Source organism: Polaromonas sp. P3_A5, from assembly GCF_056403055.1.
Genome location: NZ_JBFUGF010000001.1, coordinates 2426639 through 2444089 on the forward strand (window position 1 = coordinate 2426639; position 17451 = coordinate 2444089).

13 protein-coding genes are annotated in these 17451 nt (G+C 63.5%); 5 read left to right on the forward strand and 8 right to left on the reverse strand.

Annotated features, from left to right (window positions below):
- Positions 1 to 40: 40 nt before the first annotated feature.
- Positions 41 to 3343 (reverse strand): UvrD-helicase domain-containing protein, encoded by a 3303-nt coding sequence (locus tag AC1DU8_RS11505; protein ID WP_477726766.1) that lies wholly within the window; start codon positions 3341 to 3343, stop codon positions 41 to 43.
- Positions 3340 to 5934 (reverse strand): PD-(D/E)XK nuclease family protein, encoded by a 2595-nt coding sequence (locus AC1DU8_RS11510; RefSeq protein WP_477726767.1) that lies wholly within the window; start codon positions 5932 to 5934, stop codon positions 3340 to 3342. The genes AC1DU8_RS11505 and AC1DU8_RS11510 overlap by 4 nt, the downstream gene beginning before the upstream one ends.
- Before the next feature lie 179 nt (positions 5935 to 6113).
- Here AC1DU8_RS11510 and trxA point away from each other — a divergent pair, with 179 nt between their 5' ends.
- From trxA to AC1DU8_RS11535, 5 genes are all read left to right on the forward strand, one after another.
- Positions 6114 to 6446: a thioredoxin TrxA gene (gene trxA, locus AC1DU8_RS11515; protein WP_077594529.1), complete on the forward strand. Its 333-nt coding sequence runs from the start codon at positions 6114 to 6116 to the stop codon at positions 6444 to 6446.
- Between the two features lie 244 nt (positions 6447 to 6690).
- Positions 6691 to 7953, forward strand: coding sequence for a transcription termination factor Rho (rho, locus tag AC1DU8_RS11520; protein WP_348050341.1), 1263 nt, complete (start codon positions 6691 to 6693; stop codon positions 7951 to 7953).
- A 279-nt stretch (positions 7954 to 8232) separates the two neighbouring features.
- A complete protein-coding gene (locus tag AC1DU8_RS11525) occupies positions 8233 to 8514 on the forward strand; it encodes a type B 50S ribosomal protein L31 (protein WP_457278651.1) in 282 nt (93 codons plus the stop codon).
- A 207-nt stretch (positions 8515 to 8721) separates the two neighbouring features.
- Positions 8722 to 10473 carry a hypothetical protein gene (locus AC1DU8_RS11530; RefSeq protein ID WP_477667231.1) on the forward strand — a complete coding sequence of 584 codons (1752 nt, stop codon included), beginning with the start codon at positions 8722 to 8724 and terminating at the stop codon, positions 10471 to 10473.
- A complete protein-coding gene (locus AC1DU8_RS11535) occupies positions 10470 to 11825 on the forward strand; it encodes an MATE family efflux transporter (protein ID WP_477667230.1) in 1356 nt (451 codons plus the stop codon). The genes AC1DU8_RS11530 and AC1DU8_RS11535 overlap by 4 nt, the downstream gene beginning before the upstream one ends.
- On the opposite strand, the gene phoR is transcribed toward AC1DU8_RS11535, so the two are convergent.
- The 6 genes from phoR to pstC all read right to left on the reverse strand — a co-directional run bounded on the left by phoR (position 11813) and on the right by pstC (position 17432).
- Positions 11813 to 13168, reverse strand: a complete 1356-nt coding sequence (gene phoR, locus AC1DU8_RS11540) for a phosphate regulon sensor histidine kinase PhoR (RefSeq protein ID WP_477667229.1) — start codon at positions 13166 to 13168, stop codon at positions 11813 to 11815. The two genes, AC1DU8_RS11535 and phoR, sit on opposite strands and share 13 nt — an antisense overlap.
- Positions 13165 to 13890: a phosphate regulon transcriptional regulator PhoB gene (phoB, locus tag AC1DU8_RS11545; protein ID WP_431096707.1), complete on the reverse strand. Its 726-nt coding sequence runs from the start codon at positions 13888 to 13890 to the stop codon at positions 13165 to 13167. The genes phoR and phoB overlap by 4 nt, the downstream gene beginning before the upstream one ends.
- A gap of 171 nt (positions 13891 to 14061) precedes the next feature.
- On the reverse strand, positions 14062 to 14763 hold the full coding sequence (gene phoU, locus AC1DU8_RS11550; protein WP_411879881.1) for a phosphate signaling complex protein PhoU: 702 nt from the start codon (positions 14761 to 14763) through the stop codon (positions 14062 to 14064).
- Between the two features lie 19 nt (positions 14764 to 14782).
- Positions 14783 to 15562, reverse strand: a complete 780-nt coding sequence (gene pstB / locus AC1DU8_RS11555) for a phosphate ABC transporter ATP-binding protein PstB (protein WP_457278655.1) — start codon at positions 15560 to 15562, stop codon at positions 14783 to 14785.
- 47 nt (positions 15563 to 15609) lie between these two features.
- The gene (gene pstA, locus AC1DU8_RS11560; protein ID WP_457278656.1) at positions 15610 to 16470 is read right to left on the reverse strand and encodes a phosphate ABC transporter permease PstA; all 861 of its coding nucleotides are present in this window, start codon (positions 16468 to 16470) and stop codon (positions 15610 to 15612) included.
- Positions 16467 to 17432 carry a phosphate ABC transporter permease subunit PstC gene (pstC, locus tag AC1DU8_RS11565; protein ID WP_477667228.1) on the reverse strand — a complete coding sequence of 322 codons (966 nt, stop codon included), beginning with the start codon at positions 17430 to 17432 and terminating at the stop codon, positions 16467 to 16469. Before pstC ends, pstA begins: the two co-directional genes overlap by 4 nt.
- Between the last annotated feature and the right edge of the window lie 19 nt (positions 17433 to 17451).

A 17451-nucleotide genomic window follows, 5' to 3' on the forward strand; every position in this document is an offset into this window, starting at 1 on the left:
GTCGGCGAATAACATGGGGTAGAGCGCGGGCTGTGTGAGATCAATCCAGCTCGACAACAGTTCCCCGCCCCGTCAGGAAAGCCGCCTTCACCGGCGCGCCGGGGTAAATCAACTGCACCGCCGCACGGTAGTCCTGCAGCTGCGCCACCAGCGCGGGCTGCAGCTCCGGCGCTACGGCTGATTTGTAGTCGAGCACCCACCAGTGTCCTTCGTGGCCGGCGTCCTTGCGCTGCACCAGGCGGTCCAGCCGCAAATCTTTCCCGGCGTAGACAAGGCCGACTTCGTTGCCTTGCCAGGCCACGGCTTGCGGGCTCCAGGCCCAGGCGCCCTCACCCGCCAGAATGCGCCCGGCCAGGCCGGCGGCCTCGGCGGCTTGTGCCGGGCTCAGGCGAAACTCGCGCGCCGCGGCCTTCACTTGTTCCGCCGACAGCGCACCGCCCCACTCCAGCAAGCGGTGCATGGCCTTGCCGATGCGCGCCTTGAGCGAATCTTCATCAACGCGCACCGCAGCGGGCTCGGAAATCGTCATGACCTCGGGCAGTTCAGGCAACTCGGGCAGGTAGAACACGCCCGCGTCGGCCGCATCAAGATGGGCGGCTGCAGACTCATCCGCGACCGGCGCAGGCAGCTCGCCCACCAGTGCGTGCAGGCGCTGCCACCAGCTCTCAGTCGTCACACGGTGCGGCTCGATGGAGGAAATCACCAGCGTATGGCGGGCACGCGTCAGCGCCACATACAAGGCGTTGAGCTCTTCGCGCTTGCGGGCCGCCTGCTCGGCGGCCAGCGTTTCGGCGGCGCACGCGGGCGGGCGGCTTTCACTGACCAGGAAGACAAACTTGCGCGGCTCGGTCGCTTCGCCGGGCCAGTCGACCAGCACGCCCATGCTGTCGGCATTGCGTTCCACGGTGTCGGTGTCCAGCAGCAGCACGGCTTCGGCTTCAAGGCCCTTGGCGCCGTGGATGGTCAGCAGCCGGACCGCCTCGCTGCTGACGGCTGCCGGCGCCTGGGTGCCGCCGGCCTTGAGCGCGCGCACAAAACCGTAAGGCGTGGCGTAACGCCCGCCGTCGAGTGCCAGCGACACACCCAGCAGCGCGCGCAGGTTGGCCAGCACCGCGCTGCGCTGGGCCGCCGGGGCGGCAGCGCCAAAGCGCGCCAGCACGTCGCCGTCGTCGTAAATGCCCTGCAGCGCATCGTGCGGCGGCAAACGGTCCAGCCAGCTTTTCCATTTGGTCAAAATGGGCCCCAGCCCTTTCAAATCGGGCGCAAGCAGCTCCTCTTTTTGTAGCAGGCCGTACCACGGCTGGTGGTGCTCGCGCTGCAGCAGCGCCAGCTGCACCAGGCAATCGTCAGCCAGCCCGAACAGCGGCGAGCGCAGCGCGCGTGCCAAGGAAAGGTCGTGCTGCGGCGACACCAGCACGTCGAGCAGCGCCACCATGTCCTGCACTTCGCAGCAGTCAATCAGCTCGGTTTTCTCGCCCACCTGCGCAGGGATGTGCAGCGCGCGCAGCTCGTCCTGCAGCGGCAGCAGGCCTGCGCGTTTGCGCGAGAGAACCATCACGTCCTGGGGACGCAGTCCGGCGGCTACCTGTTCTGAAATCCAGGCAGCGGCCTGGCGCGCCTCGCGCGTGCGCAGGGTTTCCTCGGGCAACTCACGCGGCGTGGTCAGACTGTCGCGCCAGCCGGTGGCCAGCGGCGAAGCTTCCTCTTCATCCTTGTTGCGTGCAATGGGCGGAAGCCGGCCCACGGCGCCGGCGAGGCCTGAAGCCGTGGTGTGTTCACGAAAACCGTCATAGCCGTCGGCCTCCCGTGCCATGGCCATGGCCGAGTTGACGGTGTCGATCACGGCCTCAGCGTTGCGCCGCGTATGGTCGCAGCTGAGCAAGTCGCCGCCCAGGCCGTGCACCACAAAAGCCTGCGCAGCGCGGAACACCTGCGGCTCGGCACGGCGGAAGCGGTAAATGCTTTGCTTCGGGTCACCCACCAGGAACACGCTGGGCGCCGTACCCGCACCCGAGTATCCGATAAGCCAGGCATACAGGGCCTGCCACTGCAGCGGGTTGGTGTCCTGGAACTCGTCAATCATCAGGTGCCGGATGCGCGCGTCCAGCCGCTCCTGCACCCAGCCCGACAACACCGGGTCGGCCAGCATCAGCAGCGCAGCGCGTTCGACGTCATTCATGTCGACCCAGCCGCGGTCGCGCTTCAAGGCGGTGAACTGGGCGATCAACGCGCGCGTCAGGCGCGCCATGCGCTGCTGGTACAGCCAGGCATCGTGCTGCTGGCGGGCCGCCACCACGCGCAACACCAGGTCCTGGGCAATGCGCACCTGTTCGATGCCGACGATTTTTTCGCCGAACTTGCGCGGCGTGCCCTTCTCGGTCAGCAGGGCCGCGATAGCCGCCGGGAAGTCGCCGGCCGTCAGCGCCTGCTCCAGTTCCACGCCTTTGGCCGAGAAAGTCGGCGCGCTCGCACGGCCCAGCGCGATGGCAGCGTCCCGCAAGGTCTGGCGGTGAAAGCGATTGGTGCTGAGCAGCTCTTCGGGTTCATCCAGGCCGCCAAATTCAGTGAACTGAGCGCTGAAGGCTTGTACCGAGGCGTCGATCACCCCTTTTTCGTCGGCCAGTGTGAACTCGGTGCGTTTGTCGAGCGCGGCTTGCAAGGCCTTGTCGGCCTGGAAACGCCCGTACGCCAGCACCACCGCTTCAAAGTCGGCCTTGAGCGATGCATCAGCCGCGACCGAGGCATAAAACCGCCGCCACACCAGCGCACGCGCCGGCGCATCGTCTTCCAACAGCTCGTAGTTCACCGGCAGTTCCAGGCGCTGCAGCACCGCCACCGGCGCGCTGCGCAGCAAGGCCGCAAACCAGCTGTGGAAGGTGCGGATCTGCACCGAACGGCCACTTGACAGAATGGAGCGGTATAAATTTGATAGCTGCTCGCGCACGTTCTGCGCGGCTTTCAGGCCTTTTTGGCTTGAAAAATCGACCCTGACGCCGCGCATTTCGAGTTCGCGCTGCAGGGTCTCATCGTCGGCGTGGGCAAAAGCCTTGAGCCAGTCGTCAAGGCGTTCGCGCATTTCACCGGCGGCTTTTTTGGTGAAGGTGATGGCCAGGATCTCGTGCGGCAAGACCTGCTGCCCCGGTGCGGCCGTGGCGCCGTCAAGCAAGGCCCGAACGATACGCGACACCAGCATCCAGGTCTTGCCGGCGCCGGCGCAGGCTTCCACCGCCACGCTGCGGCGCGGGTCGCAGGCGATGGCGTAGAACGCATCGGCGGAAATCGGCTCGCCGTTGCATTCGTAGGCGGCGGCGTGGGGGACGAGCGTTTGGTTGAGAGGTGTCATTGGCTTTCCCCTCTCGCAGCTTGTTCCTCTAGATTCCAGAAGTCTTTGCGGCACAACCCTCTGGCTGAACAGTAATCGCAAGCCTTGCCCTCCCCCAACGCCGGCAGCGCCGCACCGCGCGAGATACGCGCCATGTCGGTCAGGATGCTGTCGATGAGCTCGTCGCGCAGGCCGACGATGTCGGGCTGCTCATAGGTTTTGGTCGGCTCTTTTTCGCCGAGGTTGACATAGGCCGCGGCCAACGTGTCGTCGCTCATCAGGGCGGCATAAAACGCCAGCTGCGTGTCTTCCTGGCCGTTCTTGATGCGCTCGCTCGTGGTGGTGCGGGGCTCGGTCTTGTAGTCGATCACCAGGGCGTGCCCGTCGGGCTGGCGGTCGACGCGGTCGAGCTGGCCGAGCAGCGTGAGCGTGCCGACGGGCACTTCGCGCCAGACTTCGGCTTCGTCGAATACCGCGCCGGCGGCTTCGTGGTCGGCCAGCCATTTCAGGTAGCCCTCGCGCACGCCGGGCCAGGCCGCGGCAAAGGGCAAAAACTCGCTGTCGCTGAGCGCCAGCTCTTGCGTGGCGCGCTCGGCTGCTATGTTTAGCATAGCTACCCGCGCTGATAGATCGGGGGTTGGCGCCGCTTTGAGGGCTTCATGAAAATGCCGCAGCAGGCTGTGCAGCCAGTTGCCGAAGTCGCGCTTGCCCAGCTCGCTTTCAAGCTCTTCGGGTTCCTGCAGCCTAAGCTGGCGCAGCGCAAAAAAGCGGTAGGGGCAGCGCCGCAGGTCTTCATACGCGCTGGCCGAAAGCCGGGTGACGGGCAAGGCCTCGCCGGTCGGAAAGGGGTGCGGCGTGGGCTGGGTTGCCACGGGACGCAGGCTGCGAGGGTCGGTGGCCATGCGCTGTACCGCTTCCTCGTCCTGGTCCAGCAGCAGCTCCTGCACAAAGCCGCTGGGGATGAGGTGCTCGCCCGATTCACTGGTGCGCCAGAGCACGTCGAGATGCGGCATGTGCAGGGCGTAGTGCCAGGCTTGGCGCTGGGCCGCGGCCAGCACTTCCCGGGGCGGCAGGCCCAGCAGCTCGCGCTGGCCGGGCGTCCAGGGGCCGGCAGGTTCCGGCGACACCGGCAGGCGGATTTCATCGCAGCCGGGTAACACCACGGCCTGCATGGGGCGGCCCAGCAGCTGCGGCAGCGGCAAGATGACCACCTGTTCTGCCGGCGGATGCACCGGGGAGAACTTGCCGCCTTCCAGCGCCTGGTTGGCCCACTGCGTGAAGTCATGCAGCCGCATCACCGGCGATGCTTCGAATTCGGTCTCAGCGCCTTCGTGCAGGCGCAATACATCCAGCACCGTCTGCCCGGCTTCGTCCTGCGCCAGTGCGTCCCACTGCCCGGCGGATTGCAAAAGGGTGCGCAGGTCGCGCAGCCACATCGCCAGCGGACGGGCACGGCCGAAAGGGCTGCGCAATGCGTTCACTTCGCGCGCCAACGGCCCTGTTGCGGCAAACGCGGGCGGCAAGATGGCTTCTTCCGCAAAGTCCGGCAGGTCGCGCCAGGCGCGCACGCCGGTCTTGCGCAGTTCGGTCTCGGCGGCGGTGACCAGCACGGCGTCAAACGCGGGTGCGTTTTTCAGCCAGTCCAGCACGGCATCCGTCGATGCATCCCAAGGCATGGCGCGCAGCAGGCTCATCAGGGCGGCAGCGGCGCGTGTGGTCGAAAGCTTCCAGCCGGTTTCATCGCGCATGGCGATGCCGCGCTCAGCCAGCATGGCGCCTACGCGGCGGGTGAGCTGCCGGTCCTGCGCAATCAACGCGACCGGGCTGCGGCCTTGCGTCAGATGCGCCAGCACGCAAGCGGCGGCCCGGCCCGCTTCGTCTTCAGCGTCTTGCGCAATGTGCAGCGCGGGTGGTGCCGAGGGCCCTTCGAGTGAGATGCACAGCGGGATGGAAACCGACCGGTCGCCGAAGTGCGCCTTGAGGGCTTCGGTAAGCGGGTCGGCCTGAAAGCCTTCCAGCACGGCGAACAGCTGCGGTTTCGCCTGGAAAAGGCGGTCTGTGGGATAGGCGGACGCCGCCGCCCAGGCCAGCGCGATGCGCCCCACAGCAGCTTCGAGGGCCAGCACCGGCGAGTCCAGGCCGGCACCCAGCGTCAGCGCCAGCCGCTCGCTCCAGGCGCGGCGCGCGGCCGGCACGACGGCTGCGGCCACACCGGCCAGGCTCCAGGCCGCTTCAACCAGCCTGCCGGCCAGCGCATCCTGCTGGGCGCCCAAGCCGGCGCGGCCCAGCAGTGACGCGGCCGTCAGCATGTCGACCGCCACATCCATGCGCAAATCGTCGCCCGAGGGCACATAAAGGCCCAACGTGCCGCCCAGGCCGCTGGCCCAGTTCATGGTGGTTTCAAAGCGGGGAACAAAAAACGTCTCGCCCGCCTGCGCAGCCCAGGCACGACGCGCCTGCTGGATCAGCTGGGCATAGGGCAGCAGCACCACGGCTTCTGCGGGATGGACGCCGCGCGCCTGCATTGCTTCTGCAAGCCGGCCCATGGCCTGATGCCAGCACAGCGCATCAGGCGCAGACCATGCGGCATCAGAGGTTGGGACGGGTGGCATACAGAGGTTGGGGAAAAGAGGTTGGCAAGAAAGAAATGAGGCCGGAAGCCGCAAATTGAATAATCTCTATCGGGGCCATAGCCCCCGCGCGCCCGACCCGGCCACTTGCTTTCTGCCACAATGACTACAACTTTAGCCGTACCGTATCGTAACCATCCTAACCAGACAAAGGAGCCGCCATGGCGAGCGAACTGATCAAACATACCACCGATGCCACCTTCGAAGCCGACGTGCTGCAAGCCTCCAAACCAGTGCTGGTGGACTACTGGGCTGAATGGTGCGGCCCCTGCAAGATGATCGCGCCGATTCTGGACGAAGTGGCCACCGGTTACGACGGCCGTCTGCAGATCGCCAAGATGAACGTCGACGAAAATCGCGACATCCCTGCCAAATTCGGCATCCGCGGCATCCCCACCCTGATGCTGTTCAAGGATGGCCAGCTTGCCGCCACCAAGGTCGGCGCCATGAGCAAGGCCCAGCTGACCGCCTTCATCGACCAGCAACTGGCCTGAGGTTTTTCGCGCGGGAAGGGAGGCACGGCGCACCGCCGCTTCCCGACCCGTGCAGGTCTCCCGGCCGCTGGCCGGATGCAGGGAAAATGCCTTGATTTCCCGCCTGAATTTCCTGTCATAATGTGCTTTATTCACCAGACGGCACTCGCTGCCTGGTTCGAGTTCCCGGTTTGTAAGCCATCTTCTGCGGCTTCTTTTCAAACCTCCCCCATTTCCATCAATGAACTCCGCAAGGAGTAACTCCATGCACTTAAACGAACTCAAGGCACTGCACGTGTCTGAAGTCCTCAAGCAGGCCGAAGCCCTTGAGATCGAAAACGTTGGCCGTATGCGCAAGCAGGAGCTGATGTTCGCCATCATCAAAAAACGTGCAAAAACCGGCGAGACCATCGTGGCCGACGGCGTGCTGGAAGTGCTGCCCGACGGTTTCGGTTTCCTCCGTGCTCCGGATTCAAGCTACACGGCCAGCACCGACGACATCTACATCAGCCCCAGCCAGATTCGCCGCTTCAACCTGCACACCGGCGACATGATTGAAGGCGAAGTGCGCACCCCCAAGGATGGCGAGCGCTACTTTGCCCTGAACAAGCTGGACAAGGTCAACGACGGCCTGCCCGAAGACAACAAGCACAAGGTCATGTTCGAGAACTTGACGCCGTTGTTCCCGCGCGAGCAGTTCAAGCTCGAACGCGACATCAAGGGCGAAGAGAACCTGACCAGCCGCATCATCGACATCGTCGCGCCTATCGGCAAGGGCCAGCGCGCCCTGCTGGTCGCGCCGCCCAAGTCCGGCAAGACCGTGATGATGCAGAACATCGCCCATGCCATCACCGCCAACTACCCTGAAGTGGTCATGATGGTGCTGCTGGTGGACGAGCGCCCTGAAGAAGTGACCGAAATGCAGCGCAGCGTGCGCGGCGAAGTGATCTCCTCCACTTTTGACGAACCCGCCGCGCGCCACGTGCATGTGGCCGAAATGGTGATCGAACGCGCCAAGCGCCTGGTCGAACTCGGCAAGGACGTGGTCATTCTGCTGGATTCCATCACCCGCCTGGCCCGCGCCTACAACAACGTGCTGCCCTCCTCCGGCAAGGTGTTGACCGGCGGTGTGGACGCCAACGCACTGCAGCGCCCCAAGCGCTTCTTCGGTGCGGCCCGCAATATTGAAGAAGGCGGCAGCCTGACCATCATCGGCACCGCACTGGTCGACACCGGCAGCCGCATGGACGAAGTGATCTTTGAAGAATTCAAGGGCACCGGCAACTGCGAAATCCACCTGGACCGCCGCCTGTACGAAAAGCGCGTGTTCCCGGCAATTCACCTCAACCGCAGCGGTACCCGCAAGGAAGAGCTGTTACTTGCACCCGAAATCCTCCAAAAGTCGCGAATTTTGCGTCAATTCATGTACAACATGGATGAAATCGAGTCCATGGAGCTGATGCTCAAGAACATGAAAGCGACGAAGAACAACCACGAATTCTTCGACATGATGAGGCGCGGCGGCTAAAGCTGCCACGCCAATTGTTGCCCCCACGGTCGCTCACTTCGTGTAGCTTCCTGCCCCCCGAGGGGGCCGCTGCGCCTGCGGCCCGGCAAAGCCGGTTCCGCGGCCCCGGCTGGGTTAAGACCAGTTCCTTACCTCCTCTTAGCTCTGTCTTGGACACAAAATCGCCTCTCAGAAGGCCAAAAGTGCGCTAAGTGCTTGATTTCATGCCATAATGTGTGGCTTAGCGGAAAGTGCCCAGGACTGGCTTGGTGTGGCTCCCGCAACGAATAAGGAAAGATCATGAAAGAAGGCATTCACCCCAATTACCGCGAAGTTTGTTTCCTGGACCTGTCCAACAACTTCAAGTTCGTCACCCGCTCCTGCGTGAACACCAAAGAAATGGTGAAGATGGACGACGGTCGCGAACTGCCCCTGTACAAGCTCGATACGTCCAGCGAATCGCACCCTTTCTACACCGGCACGCAAAAATCCGTGGACAACATGGGTGGCCGCGTCGAGAAATTCCGCAACCGTTTCGGCAAGACCGCAGCCAAAGAGGCCGCGCCCGAAGCTGCGAAGTAAGCTGCCGGATAAGCTGCGAAAAACTTTCGCCAGCCTGCAAAAAAGCAGCCTGAATTTCAGGCTGCTTTTTTTTCGGCAAAATTTGCCAGGTCACGCGATGTACCTCAGCCTGGTTTGACGCAGAATCACCCGTAGCCAAGGTTGAACGACCCGACAGCAGCCGCCCCCTTTCGATCCCTCAGATCTATCTATCCGATCCCCTACGTTTTGAACAAACCGTCTCCTGCCATCATTGCCCAGTCCGCTGTGCGCCGCCTGCCGCGACTCGCATTGCTCCTGTTTTGCGCAGCCTATGCGCTGCCGGGTTTTCTGGGGCGCGGCCCCTGGAAAAACGAAGACATTGCTGCGTTTGGCGTGATGCGTGAACTCGCCTCCATGGCGGGCAACTGGCTGCGTCCACAGCTGCTGGGCCAGGTCACGGAGTTCGATGCACTGGCACCGTATTGGCTGGGTGCCATCGCCATCAAGGTTTTCCCTTTTCTGGATCCGGCATGGGCTGTGCGCATTCCATTTGTGGCGCTGCTGGTGCTGACTATGCTGGCGACGTGGTACGCCGTTTACTACCTGGCGCGTAGCCCGCAAGCCCAGCCCGTCGCCTTTGCTTTCGGCGGCGAGGCCAGTCCGGTCGACTATGCCCGGGCTATCGCCGATACCGCCCTGCTGGCGCTGATTGCCAGTCTTGGCCTGGCACAGCTCTCCCATGAAACCACACCGGCCCTGGCGCAGCTCGGCTTCACGGCACTGGCCTTTTACGCCATGGCCGCAAGCCCCTACCGCCCGGCCACCAAGATCCTGGGGCCGGCATTCGGCCTGCTGGTCGGGCTTGCAGGGCTGGCCCTGAGCGGCGCGCCCACACTGGCACTTCTGATTGGCATGGGCGGAGCGTTGGTGGAATGGACCCACATGCGCTGGGGCACCGGCCAGTCCGACCCTGCGGCCAGGCAGCAGTCATGGCACTGGGTGCTGCTGATCACCGGCATCACGCTGCTGGTAGCGCTGTTGGCCTATGGGCTGAACCTGTGGCGCTGGAGGATTCACCTGCCCGGTGCGGACGGTCAATCGGCCTTGAAAGACTGGCGCAGCCTGGGACGCCTGCTGCTGTGGTTTACCTGGCCGGCATGGCCGCTGGCGATGTGGACACTTTACCGCTGGCGCAGGCAACTGGCCAGCCGCCATGTCGCCTTGCCATTGTGGTTCGCCGCGATGGCCGTGGCCGCCACGCTGACGACCACAGCCTCGGACCGCAGCCTGCTGCTGAGCCTGCCGCCGCTGGCAGCGCTGGCTGCCTTCGCGCTCCCCACACTCAAACGCAGCGTGGCCTCGTTGATTGACTGGTTCACACTGCTGTTTTTCACCGGCTGCGGCATCATCATCTGGGTGGTCTGGATTGCCATGCAGACCGGCGTTCCGCGTCAACCCGCAGCCAACGTCGCCAAACTGGCACCGGGGTTTGAACCCAGCTTCTCGTGGCTGGCATTCCTGGCCGCACTGCTGGCCACCTTGGCCTGGGCCTGGCTCGTCAAATGGCGCGCCGGCGCGCAGCGTGCGGCCATCTGGAAATCGCTGGTACTGCCTGCCGGCGGCGCCACCCTGTGCTGGCTGCTGCTGATGACACTCTGGCTACCGCTGCTCGACTACGCCCGCAGCCTTGCGCCCCTGTCGCGCCAGATCGCAAATCTCGTCGACAAAAGCGCCTGCGTTGAGATTTACGGCGTAGGCAGTGCGCAGGCCGCCGCGCTGCAGTACCACGGCGGGCTCGAGCTCCGGCAAGCCGGAACGCAGGCAAGCTGCCCCTACCTGATTGTGGATGTCGAGGCGCAGCCAACGCTCAGCCGCGTCGTTAATTTGCCCGATTGGGCCTTCCAGGCGACAGTGCGCCGCCCCACGGACAAGACTGAAAACGTCCTGCTGTTCAAGCGAGTGGGGCTTCCCCGCCCGAATTCAAGAACCAGCCCTTGAGCGAACTCAAGATCATCAGCCAGCACGCGGGCACCGTGCTCGTCGGGCAACTGGCCGTCATGGCCTTCGGTGTGGCCGACACGGTGATTGCAGGCCGCTACAGCGACGAGGCCCTGGCCGCGCTGTCGGTAGGGTCGGCGCTTTACATCAGTGTTTACGTCGGCCTGATCGGCATTGTTCAGGCGCTACTGCCCATCTGGGCCGAAATGATGGGCGCGCGCCGCCATGAGGCGGTAGGTGCTTCGCTGCGCCAAAGCATGTACCTGTGCGGTTTTATCGTGGTGGCGGGCATGGCCGCCATGCTCTTCCCCGGCCCCCTGCTGCGCTGGGCACAAGTGCCTGAACTGATGCGCGACGAGGTGCAGCATTACCTGGCGGTGCTGGCCTTTGCGTTCGCACCATCCCTGCTGTTTCGCATCTACAGCACCTTCAACCAGGCACTGGGCAAGCCGCTGTTGGTCACCTGGCTGCAGGTCGGCGCCCTGCTGGTCAAGATCCCCCTGTCTATCTGGCTGGTGGCCGGCGGTGCCGGCGTAGAACCCATGGGCGCTGTCGGCTGCGCATGGGCCACGCTGATTGTGAACTACCTGTTGCTGGCGCTGGCCATCCTGATGCTGCGCACACAGACGCTGTACCAGCCCTATCGCATCTGGCAACGCATGGAACGGCCGGACTGGCTGCAAATAGGTCACTTCGCCAGGCTCGGCATTCCCGGCGGCCTGGCTTATCTGGTGGAAGTGACGTCGTTCACGCTGATGGCACTCTTCATCGCCCGCCTCGGCACCGTAGCCTCCGCAAGCCACCAGATTGCATCCAGCGTGGCTGCGGTTCTCTACATGATGCCGCTGTCCATGGCAATCGCGTGCAGTGCCCGTGTCTCGTTCTGGATAGGCGCAGGACGCCCGGATTACGCCAAACGCGTGGTGCTGCTGGGGCTGAAGCTCACGGGGCTCGCGGCGCTGACACTCGCGGCCTTGGTTTCAATGGCCGGCCCCGTACTGGCAAGCTGGTACTCCGGTAACCCGGAAATTGTCGCGCTGGCCTCCGCTTTGCTGGTGTGGGTTGCGTTCTATCACGTCGCCGATGCAACACAGGCCCTGACGGCCTTTTTGCTTCGCTGCTACCGCATCACCATTGCGCCGCTGGCCCTTTATGGCGTGCTGCTCTGGGGACTTGGGCTTCTGGGGGGTTACCGTCTGGCTTACGACGGCATTGCAGGCCGGGCCGCGACGCAGTCCGCCAGCAGTTTCTGGGCAGCCAGCACGCTCGCCATTGGCCTCGTTGCGGCATGCTTTCTGGCCCTGTTGTGGCATGCGGTCAGGCGCAGCCTGAAGGTGACTCAAACGGGTTGAGTCCGGCGAACCCGCACGACGGGAAAAATGATGGAAAAGCAGGAGCCGTGCCCCGGTTCACTTTGAATGTTGAGTTCGGCACCGTGACGCTGGGCGACATGTTTGACGATAGCGAGGCCGAGGCCGGTGCCCCCGGTTTCACGCGATCGGCTGCGGTCGATGCGATAAAAACGTTCCGTCAGGCGCGGCAGGTGCTCAGGCGCGATACCCGGCCCGCTGTCCTTGACCTTGAACTCACCACGCCCGTCCGCCAGCAGCGTCCAGCTGACGCGGACCAGACCTCCCTCGGGCGTGTAGCGCACAGCATTGGTCACCAGATTGGACATCGCGCTATAAAGCTCGGTCTGAACCCCGGCAACTTCGGTGCCTGGCCCCTGGTCAAATTCCAGCTGGTGGCCCTGCGGCGCAATCACCAACGACAAGGCCCTTGCCTCCTGCTCTGATTGGGCCATCAGCGCACTGACGGTCATCCAGTCATTGGCACCCGGAAACGGGCTGCCTTCCAGCCGCGACAGGGTCAGCAGGTCATTCACCAGCGTTTGCATGCGCTGCGATTGCTGCGACATCAGCGCCAGGTAGCGGGCCCGCTCCGGCTCCTTGAGCGGCAGCGTCTGCAGGGTTTCGATAAAACCCGACAAGACCGTCAGCGGCGTGCGGATCTCATGCGACACATTGGCCACGAAATCGCGACGCATGGCTTCTGCCAGCTCCACGGCGGTGATGTCCCGCGACAGCAGCAGCTTGCGGTTTTTGCCATAGGAATGTACATGCACCGACAGCTTCACCGGACGGGCCGGCGTGCTGAAGTTGCCGGGGATCACCACGTCGTGCGAGAAATCACCCGCTGCCATATAAGCTTTGAAGGCCGGGTCACGCACCAGGTTGGCGATGTGCTGCAGCACGTCGCGCTGGGCGTCAAAGCCGAAGTGCTGGCTGGCCATCTGGTTGCACCACTCGATACGGCCTTGCGCGTCGAGCAGCACCACGCCGCTCGGCGAGGCTTGCATGGCCGCCAGGAATTCATCGAGGCGCGCCTGGCTTTCCTGCAACTGTTGATCGCGATTCTTGAGCAGCCGGCGGGTCCGGTCCACGACCTCGCCCCATACACCGGGAAGGCTGGGGGCGCTGCCTGCCATCACGGCTGGCGCGTCGTTGTTCTGTTCGGTACGCAGCCAGCGCAGCAGGCGGCCGATATAGACGCTGTCGATCACCAACCAGAGCATCGCCCCCACAGCCAAGCCTATGCCCAGTCCGAAGGTCAAGCCGTTTGCGGTGCGCGCCCAAAAGCCCAAACCGCCGCCAACAATCATGCAGGCGGCAAAAACAATCCACCGATTGATCATGCGCTGGATTGTGCCGCAGCAACCGGGTTGTTGGCGGCCATCGCCGTCAGCCGGTAACCGGCGCCGCGCACGGTTTCCACCATGGTGCCCGCTGCGCCCAAGGCCTCACGCAGGCGCTTGACGTGGACGTCGACGGTGCGCTCTTCAATGAACACGTGGTCGCCCCACACCTTGTCGAGCAGGGAACTGCGGCTGTGCACGCGTTCGGCGTGTTTCATCAGGTAATGCAGCAGCTTGAACTCGGTCGGGCCCAGCTTGAGCTCCTGGCCCAGGTAAGAGATGCGGTGCGTGGCGGCGTCCAGGACCAGCCCGCCCACCGTCACGCTGTCGTTCACCGACTCGGGCGCGCGGCGGCGCAGCACGGCGCGTATGCGCGCCAGAAGTTCCTGGGTAGAAAACGGCTTGGTGATGTAGTCGTCGGCGCCGGCATCCAGTCCGGCCACCTTGTCGGGCTCGTCACCGCGTGCCGTCAACATGAGTATGGGAATGCTCTTGGTACGCGCCTGCTTGCGCCAGTGGCGGGCCAGCGCCAGGCCGCTTTGCCCCGGCAGCATCCAGTCGAGCAGGATGGCATCGGGCAACACAGCGTCGAGTTCGCGCTGGGCCGACACACTGTCTTCCGCCACCACGGGGTCAAAGCCGCCATGCCGCAGGTTGACGGCAATCAGCTCGGCAATGGCCGGCTCGTCTTCAACAATCAGTATGCGTGGCAGGTGTTTCATGATGAATATTCGTTCAAAGGCAAAGACACCGAAGCGCCCATGCGGAAAATCCCCCCGACAGTTGCAAGCTCTTCATACCAGCAGGGGCCGCGGGACTGGCTTCGCCAGACCGCAGGCGCAGCGGCCCCCTCGGGGGGCAGGAAGCTACACGAAGTGAGCGACCGTGGGGGCTCATTTCACGGCGGATTCGATTTGTTCCATAGGAGTGTGCCGCACGTCGGCGCCCTTGACGATGTAAATGATGAATTCTGCGATGTTCTTGGCATGGTCGCCCACGCGCTCGATGGCCTTGGCCACAAACAGCAAATCCAGGCTCGGCGAAATCGTGCGCGGGTCTTCCATCATGTAGGTGATGAGTTTGCGCACAAAACCGTCGAATTCCTGGTCGATCTGGTCGTCTTCCTTGAGGATGGAAACCGCGACCGCGGTGTCCAGCCGGGCAAAAGCGTCCAGTGCCTTGCGCAGCAGGCCGGAGGCAAGCTCCGCCGCGATGCGCAGGTCGGACGAAGGCAAGGCCCGGGCCGATCCGCTTTCGATGATGGACTTGACCATGCGGGCAATCTTCTCGGCCTCGTCACCGGCACGCTCAAGGTTGGCCGTGGTCTTGGAAATCGCAATCAGCAGGCGCAGGTCGCGAGCCGTGGGCTGGCGCCGCGCAATGATGGACGACAGCTCTCGGTCGATGTCGATCTCCATCGCGTTGACGCGCGATTCGGTTTCGATCACCTGGTTGGCGCTTTCGGCGCTGAACTGGGACAGCGCATAGATAGCCAGGCGAATCTGCGACTCGACCAGGCCGCCGAGCTCCATGACGCGCGAGGACACGCCATTGAGTTCGCTGTCAAACTGGGTCGATAGGTGTTTATCAGGCATGTGTGCTCCCTAATCCGTATCAGCCGAAACGGCCGGTGATGTAGTCTTCGGTTTCTTTACGTTTTGGCTTGAAGAACAAGTCTTCGGTTGCGCCAAATTCAACCAGGTCGCCCAGGTACATATAGGCGGTGTAATCACTGCAGCGGGCAGCCTGCTGCATGTTGTGCGTCACGATGACCACCGTGTATTCGTTCTTGAGCTCGGCAATCAGCTCTTCCACCTTGGCGGTGGAGATCGGGTCCAGCGCCGAACAAGGCTCGTCCAGCAGCAATACTTCAGGCTTGATGGCGATGCCGCGGGCGATGCACAGGCGTTGCTGCTGGCCGCCCGAGAGGCTTGAGCCGCTCTGGTTCAGCTTGTCCTTGACTTCCGTCCACAGCGCGGCCTTGCGCAGGGCCCATTCCACACGCTCATCCATGTCCGAGGCGTTCAGGCTTTCGAACAACTTCACACCAAAGGCGATGTTGTCGTAGATCGACATCGGGAAAGGCGTGGGCTTCTGGAACACCATGCCGACCTTGGAGCGGATCAGCGCCACGTCTTTTTTGGACGTCAGCAGGTTCTCGCCGTCGAACATGATTTCACCTTCGGCGCGCTGCTCGGGATAGAGCTCATACATGCGGTTGAAAATGCGCAGAAGCGTGGACTTGCCGCAGCCCGAGGGGCCGATGAAAGCAGTGACCTTCTTCTCGGGAATTTCCAGGTTGATGCTTTTGAGGGCGTGGAACTTGCCGTAATAGAAGTCGAGGTTTTTGACCGAGATTTTCGATTGTTCGCGTGATGCAGTAGGGGTATCCATCTGTGACCTTGTTGTGTTGTGTGGTCTAAAGGAAAGGCGTCAGCCTGTCAGTTTTTGGCGCGTGTCAGCACGCGCGCCAGGATGTTCAGGCCAAGCACGGCCATGGTGATCAGGAACACGCCTGCCCATGCCAGCTGCTGCCAGTTCTCATAAGGGCTCAGCGCAAACTTGAAGATCGTCACGGGCAGGCTGGCCATGGGCTGGCTCAGGTCAGACGTCCAGAACTGGTTGTTCAGCGCGGTGAAGAGCAACGGCGCTGTTTCACCGGCAATCCGCGCCACGGCCAGCAGAATGCCGGTCGTCACGCCGGCGCGTGCGGCGCGCAGCGTGATGCTGGTGATCACCTTCCACTTCGGCGCACCCAGGGCGTAAGCCGCTTCACGCAGGCCCGGCGGCACCAGCTGCAGCATGTTTTCCGTCGTGCGAATCACCACGGGAATAACGATCAGCGCCAGCGCCAGGACACCGGCCCAGCCCGAATAGGACTTGAACTGCGACACGACGACCGTGTAGACAAACAAGCCGATCACGATGGACGGCGCGGACAGCAGGATGTCGTTGACAAAGCGCGTCACAGACGCCAGCATGCCCTTGGTGTTGTACTCGGCCAGGTAGATGCCCGCCATGATGCCGATCGGCGTGCCCACAAAGGTGGCCAGCAGCACCATGAGGAAGGAGCCGTAAATCGCGTTGGCGATACCGCCCTCTTCATTGGGTGCCGGCGTCATCTGCGTCAGCGTGGCCAGCGAAAGCCCGCCCACGCCCAGGCGTATGGTTTCCCACAAAATCCATGCCAGCCAGAACAGGCCGAAGGACATGGCCGCCAGGGAGAGGACCAACGCGATCCGGTTGACCCGCTTGCGGCTGGCGAACTTGGCCAGGCGCGCGTCGTGTGCCGCGGTACTCATGTTTTCACCCCTTCACTCTTTCGCAGTTGGGCCAGCAGCAGCTTGGACAGCGACAGCACGACAAACGTGATGAAGAACAGCACCAGGCCCAGGTAGATCAGCGCCGCCTGGTGCAGGCCCTCGCCGGCTTCAGCGAACTCGTTGGCCAGTGCCGACGTGATGCTGTTGGCGGCCTGAAAGAGGCTCAGCGAATCGAGCTGGTTGAAATTGCCGATGACGAAGGTCACCGCCATGGTTTCGCCCAGTGCGCGGCCCAGGCCCAGCATGATGCCGCCCACCACACCGGCTTTGGTGTAGGGAAGCACGACCTTGGAGACAACTTCCCAGGTGGTGGAGCCCAGCCCATAGGCGGACTCCTTGAGCAGCACCGGCGTGACCTCGAACACGTCCCGCATCACCGAGGCAATGAAAGGAATGATCATGATGGCCAGGATGATGCCGGCCGACAAAATACCGATGCCCACAGGAGGGCCAGACACCAGTGCGCCCAGATAAGGCACGCCGCTCAGCATGCTTTGCAGCGGCTGCTGCACGTAAGTGGCCAGGATGGGGCCGAACACCAGCAGGCCCCACATGCCGTAGACGATGGACGGCACGGCGGCGAGCAGCTCGATGGCGGTGCCCAGCGGCCTTTTGAGCCATGCGGGCGACAACTCGGTCAGGAACAGCGCAATGCCGAAGCTCACCGGCACCGCGATGAGCAGTGCGATCAGTGATGTGGCAATGGTGCCGTAAATCATGACCAGCCCACCGTACTCGCCCTTGACAGGGTCCCAGACGCTGCTCGTCAGGAAGCCGAGGCCGTATTTGCTGATCGCCGGCCACGCCCCGATGACGAGGGAAACCAGGATGCCGGCCAGCAGGGCCAGTGTCAGCCAGGCCGCGCCCTGCGCAGCCCAGCCGAAAAGCCGGTCTGCCAGGGGGCTTCTGCGCACAGTGCTGCCAGGAGGAGGATTGGTCATAGCGCGTCCGGTCGCTTTT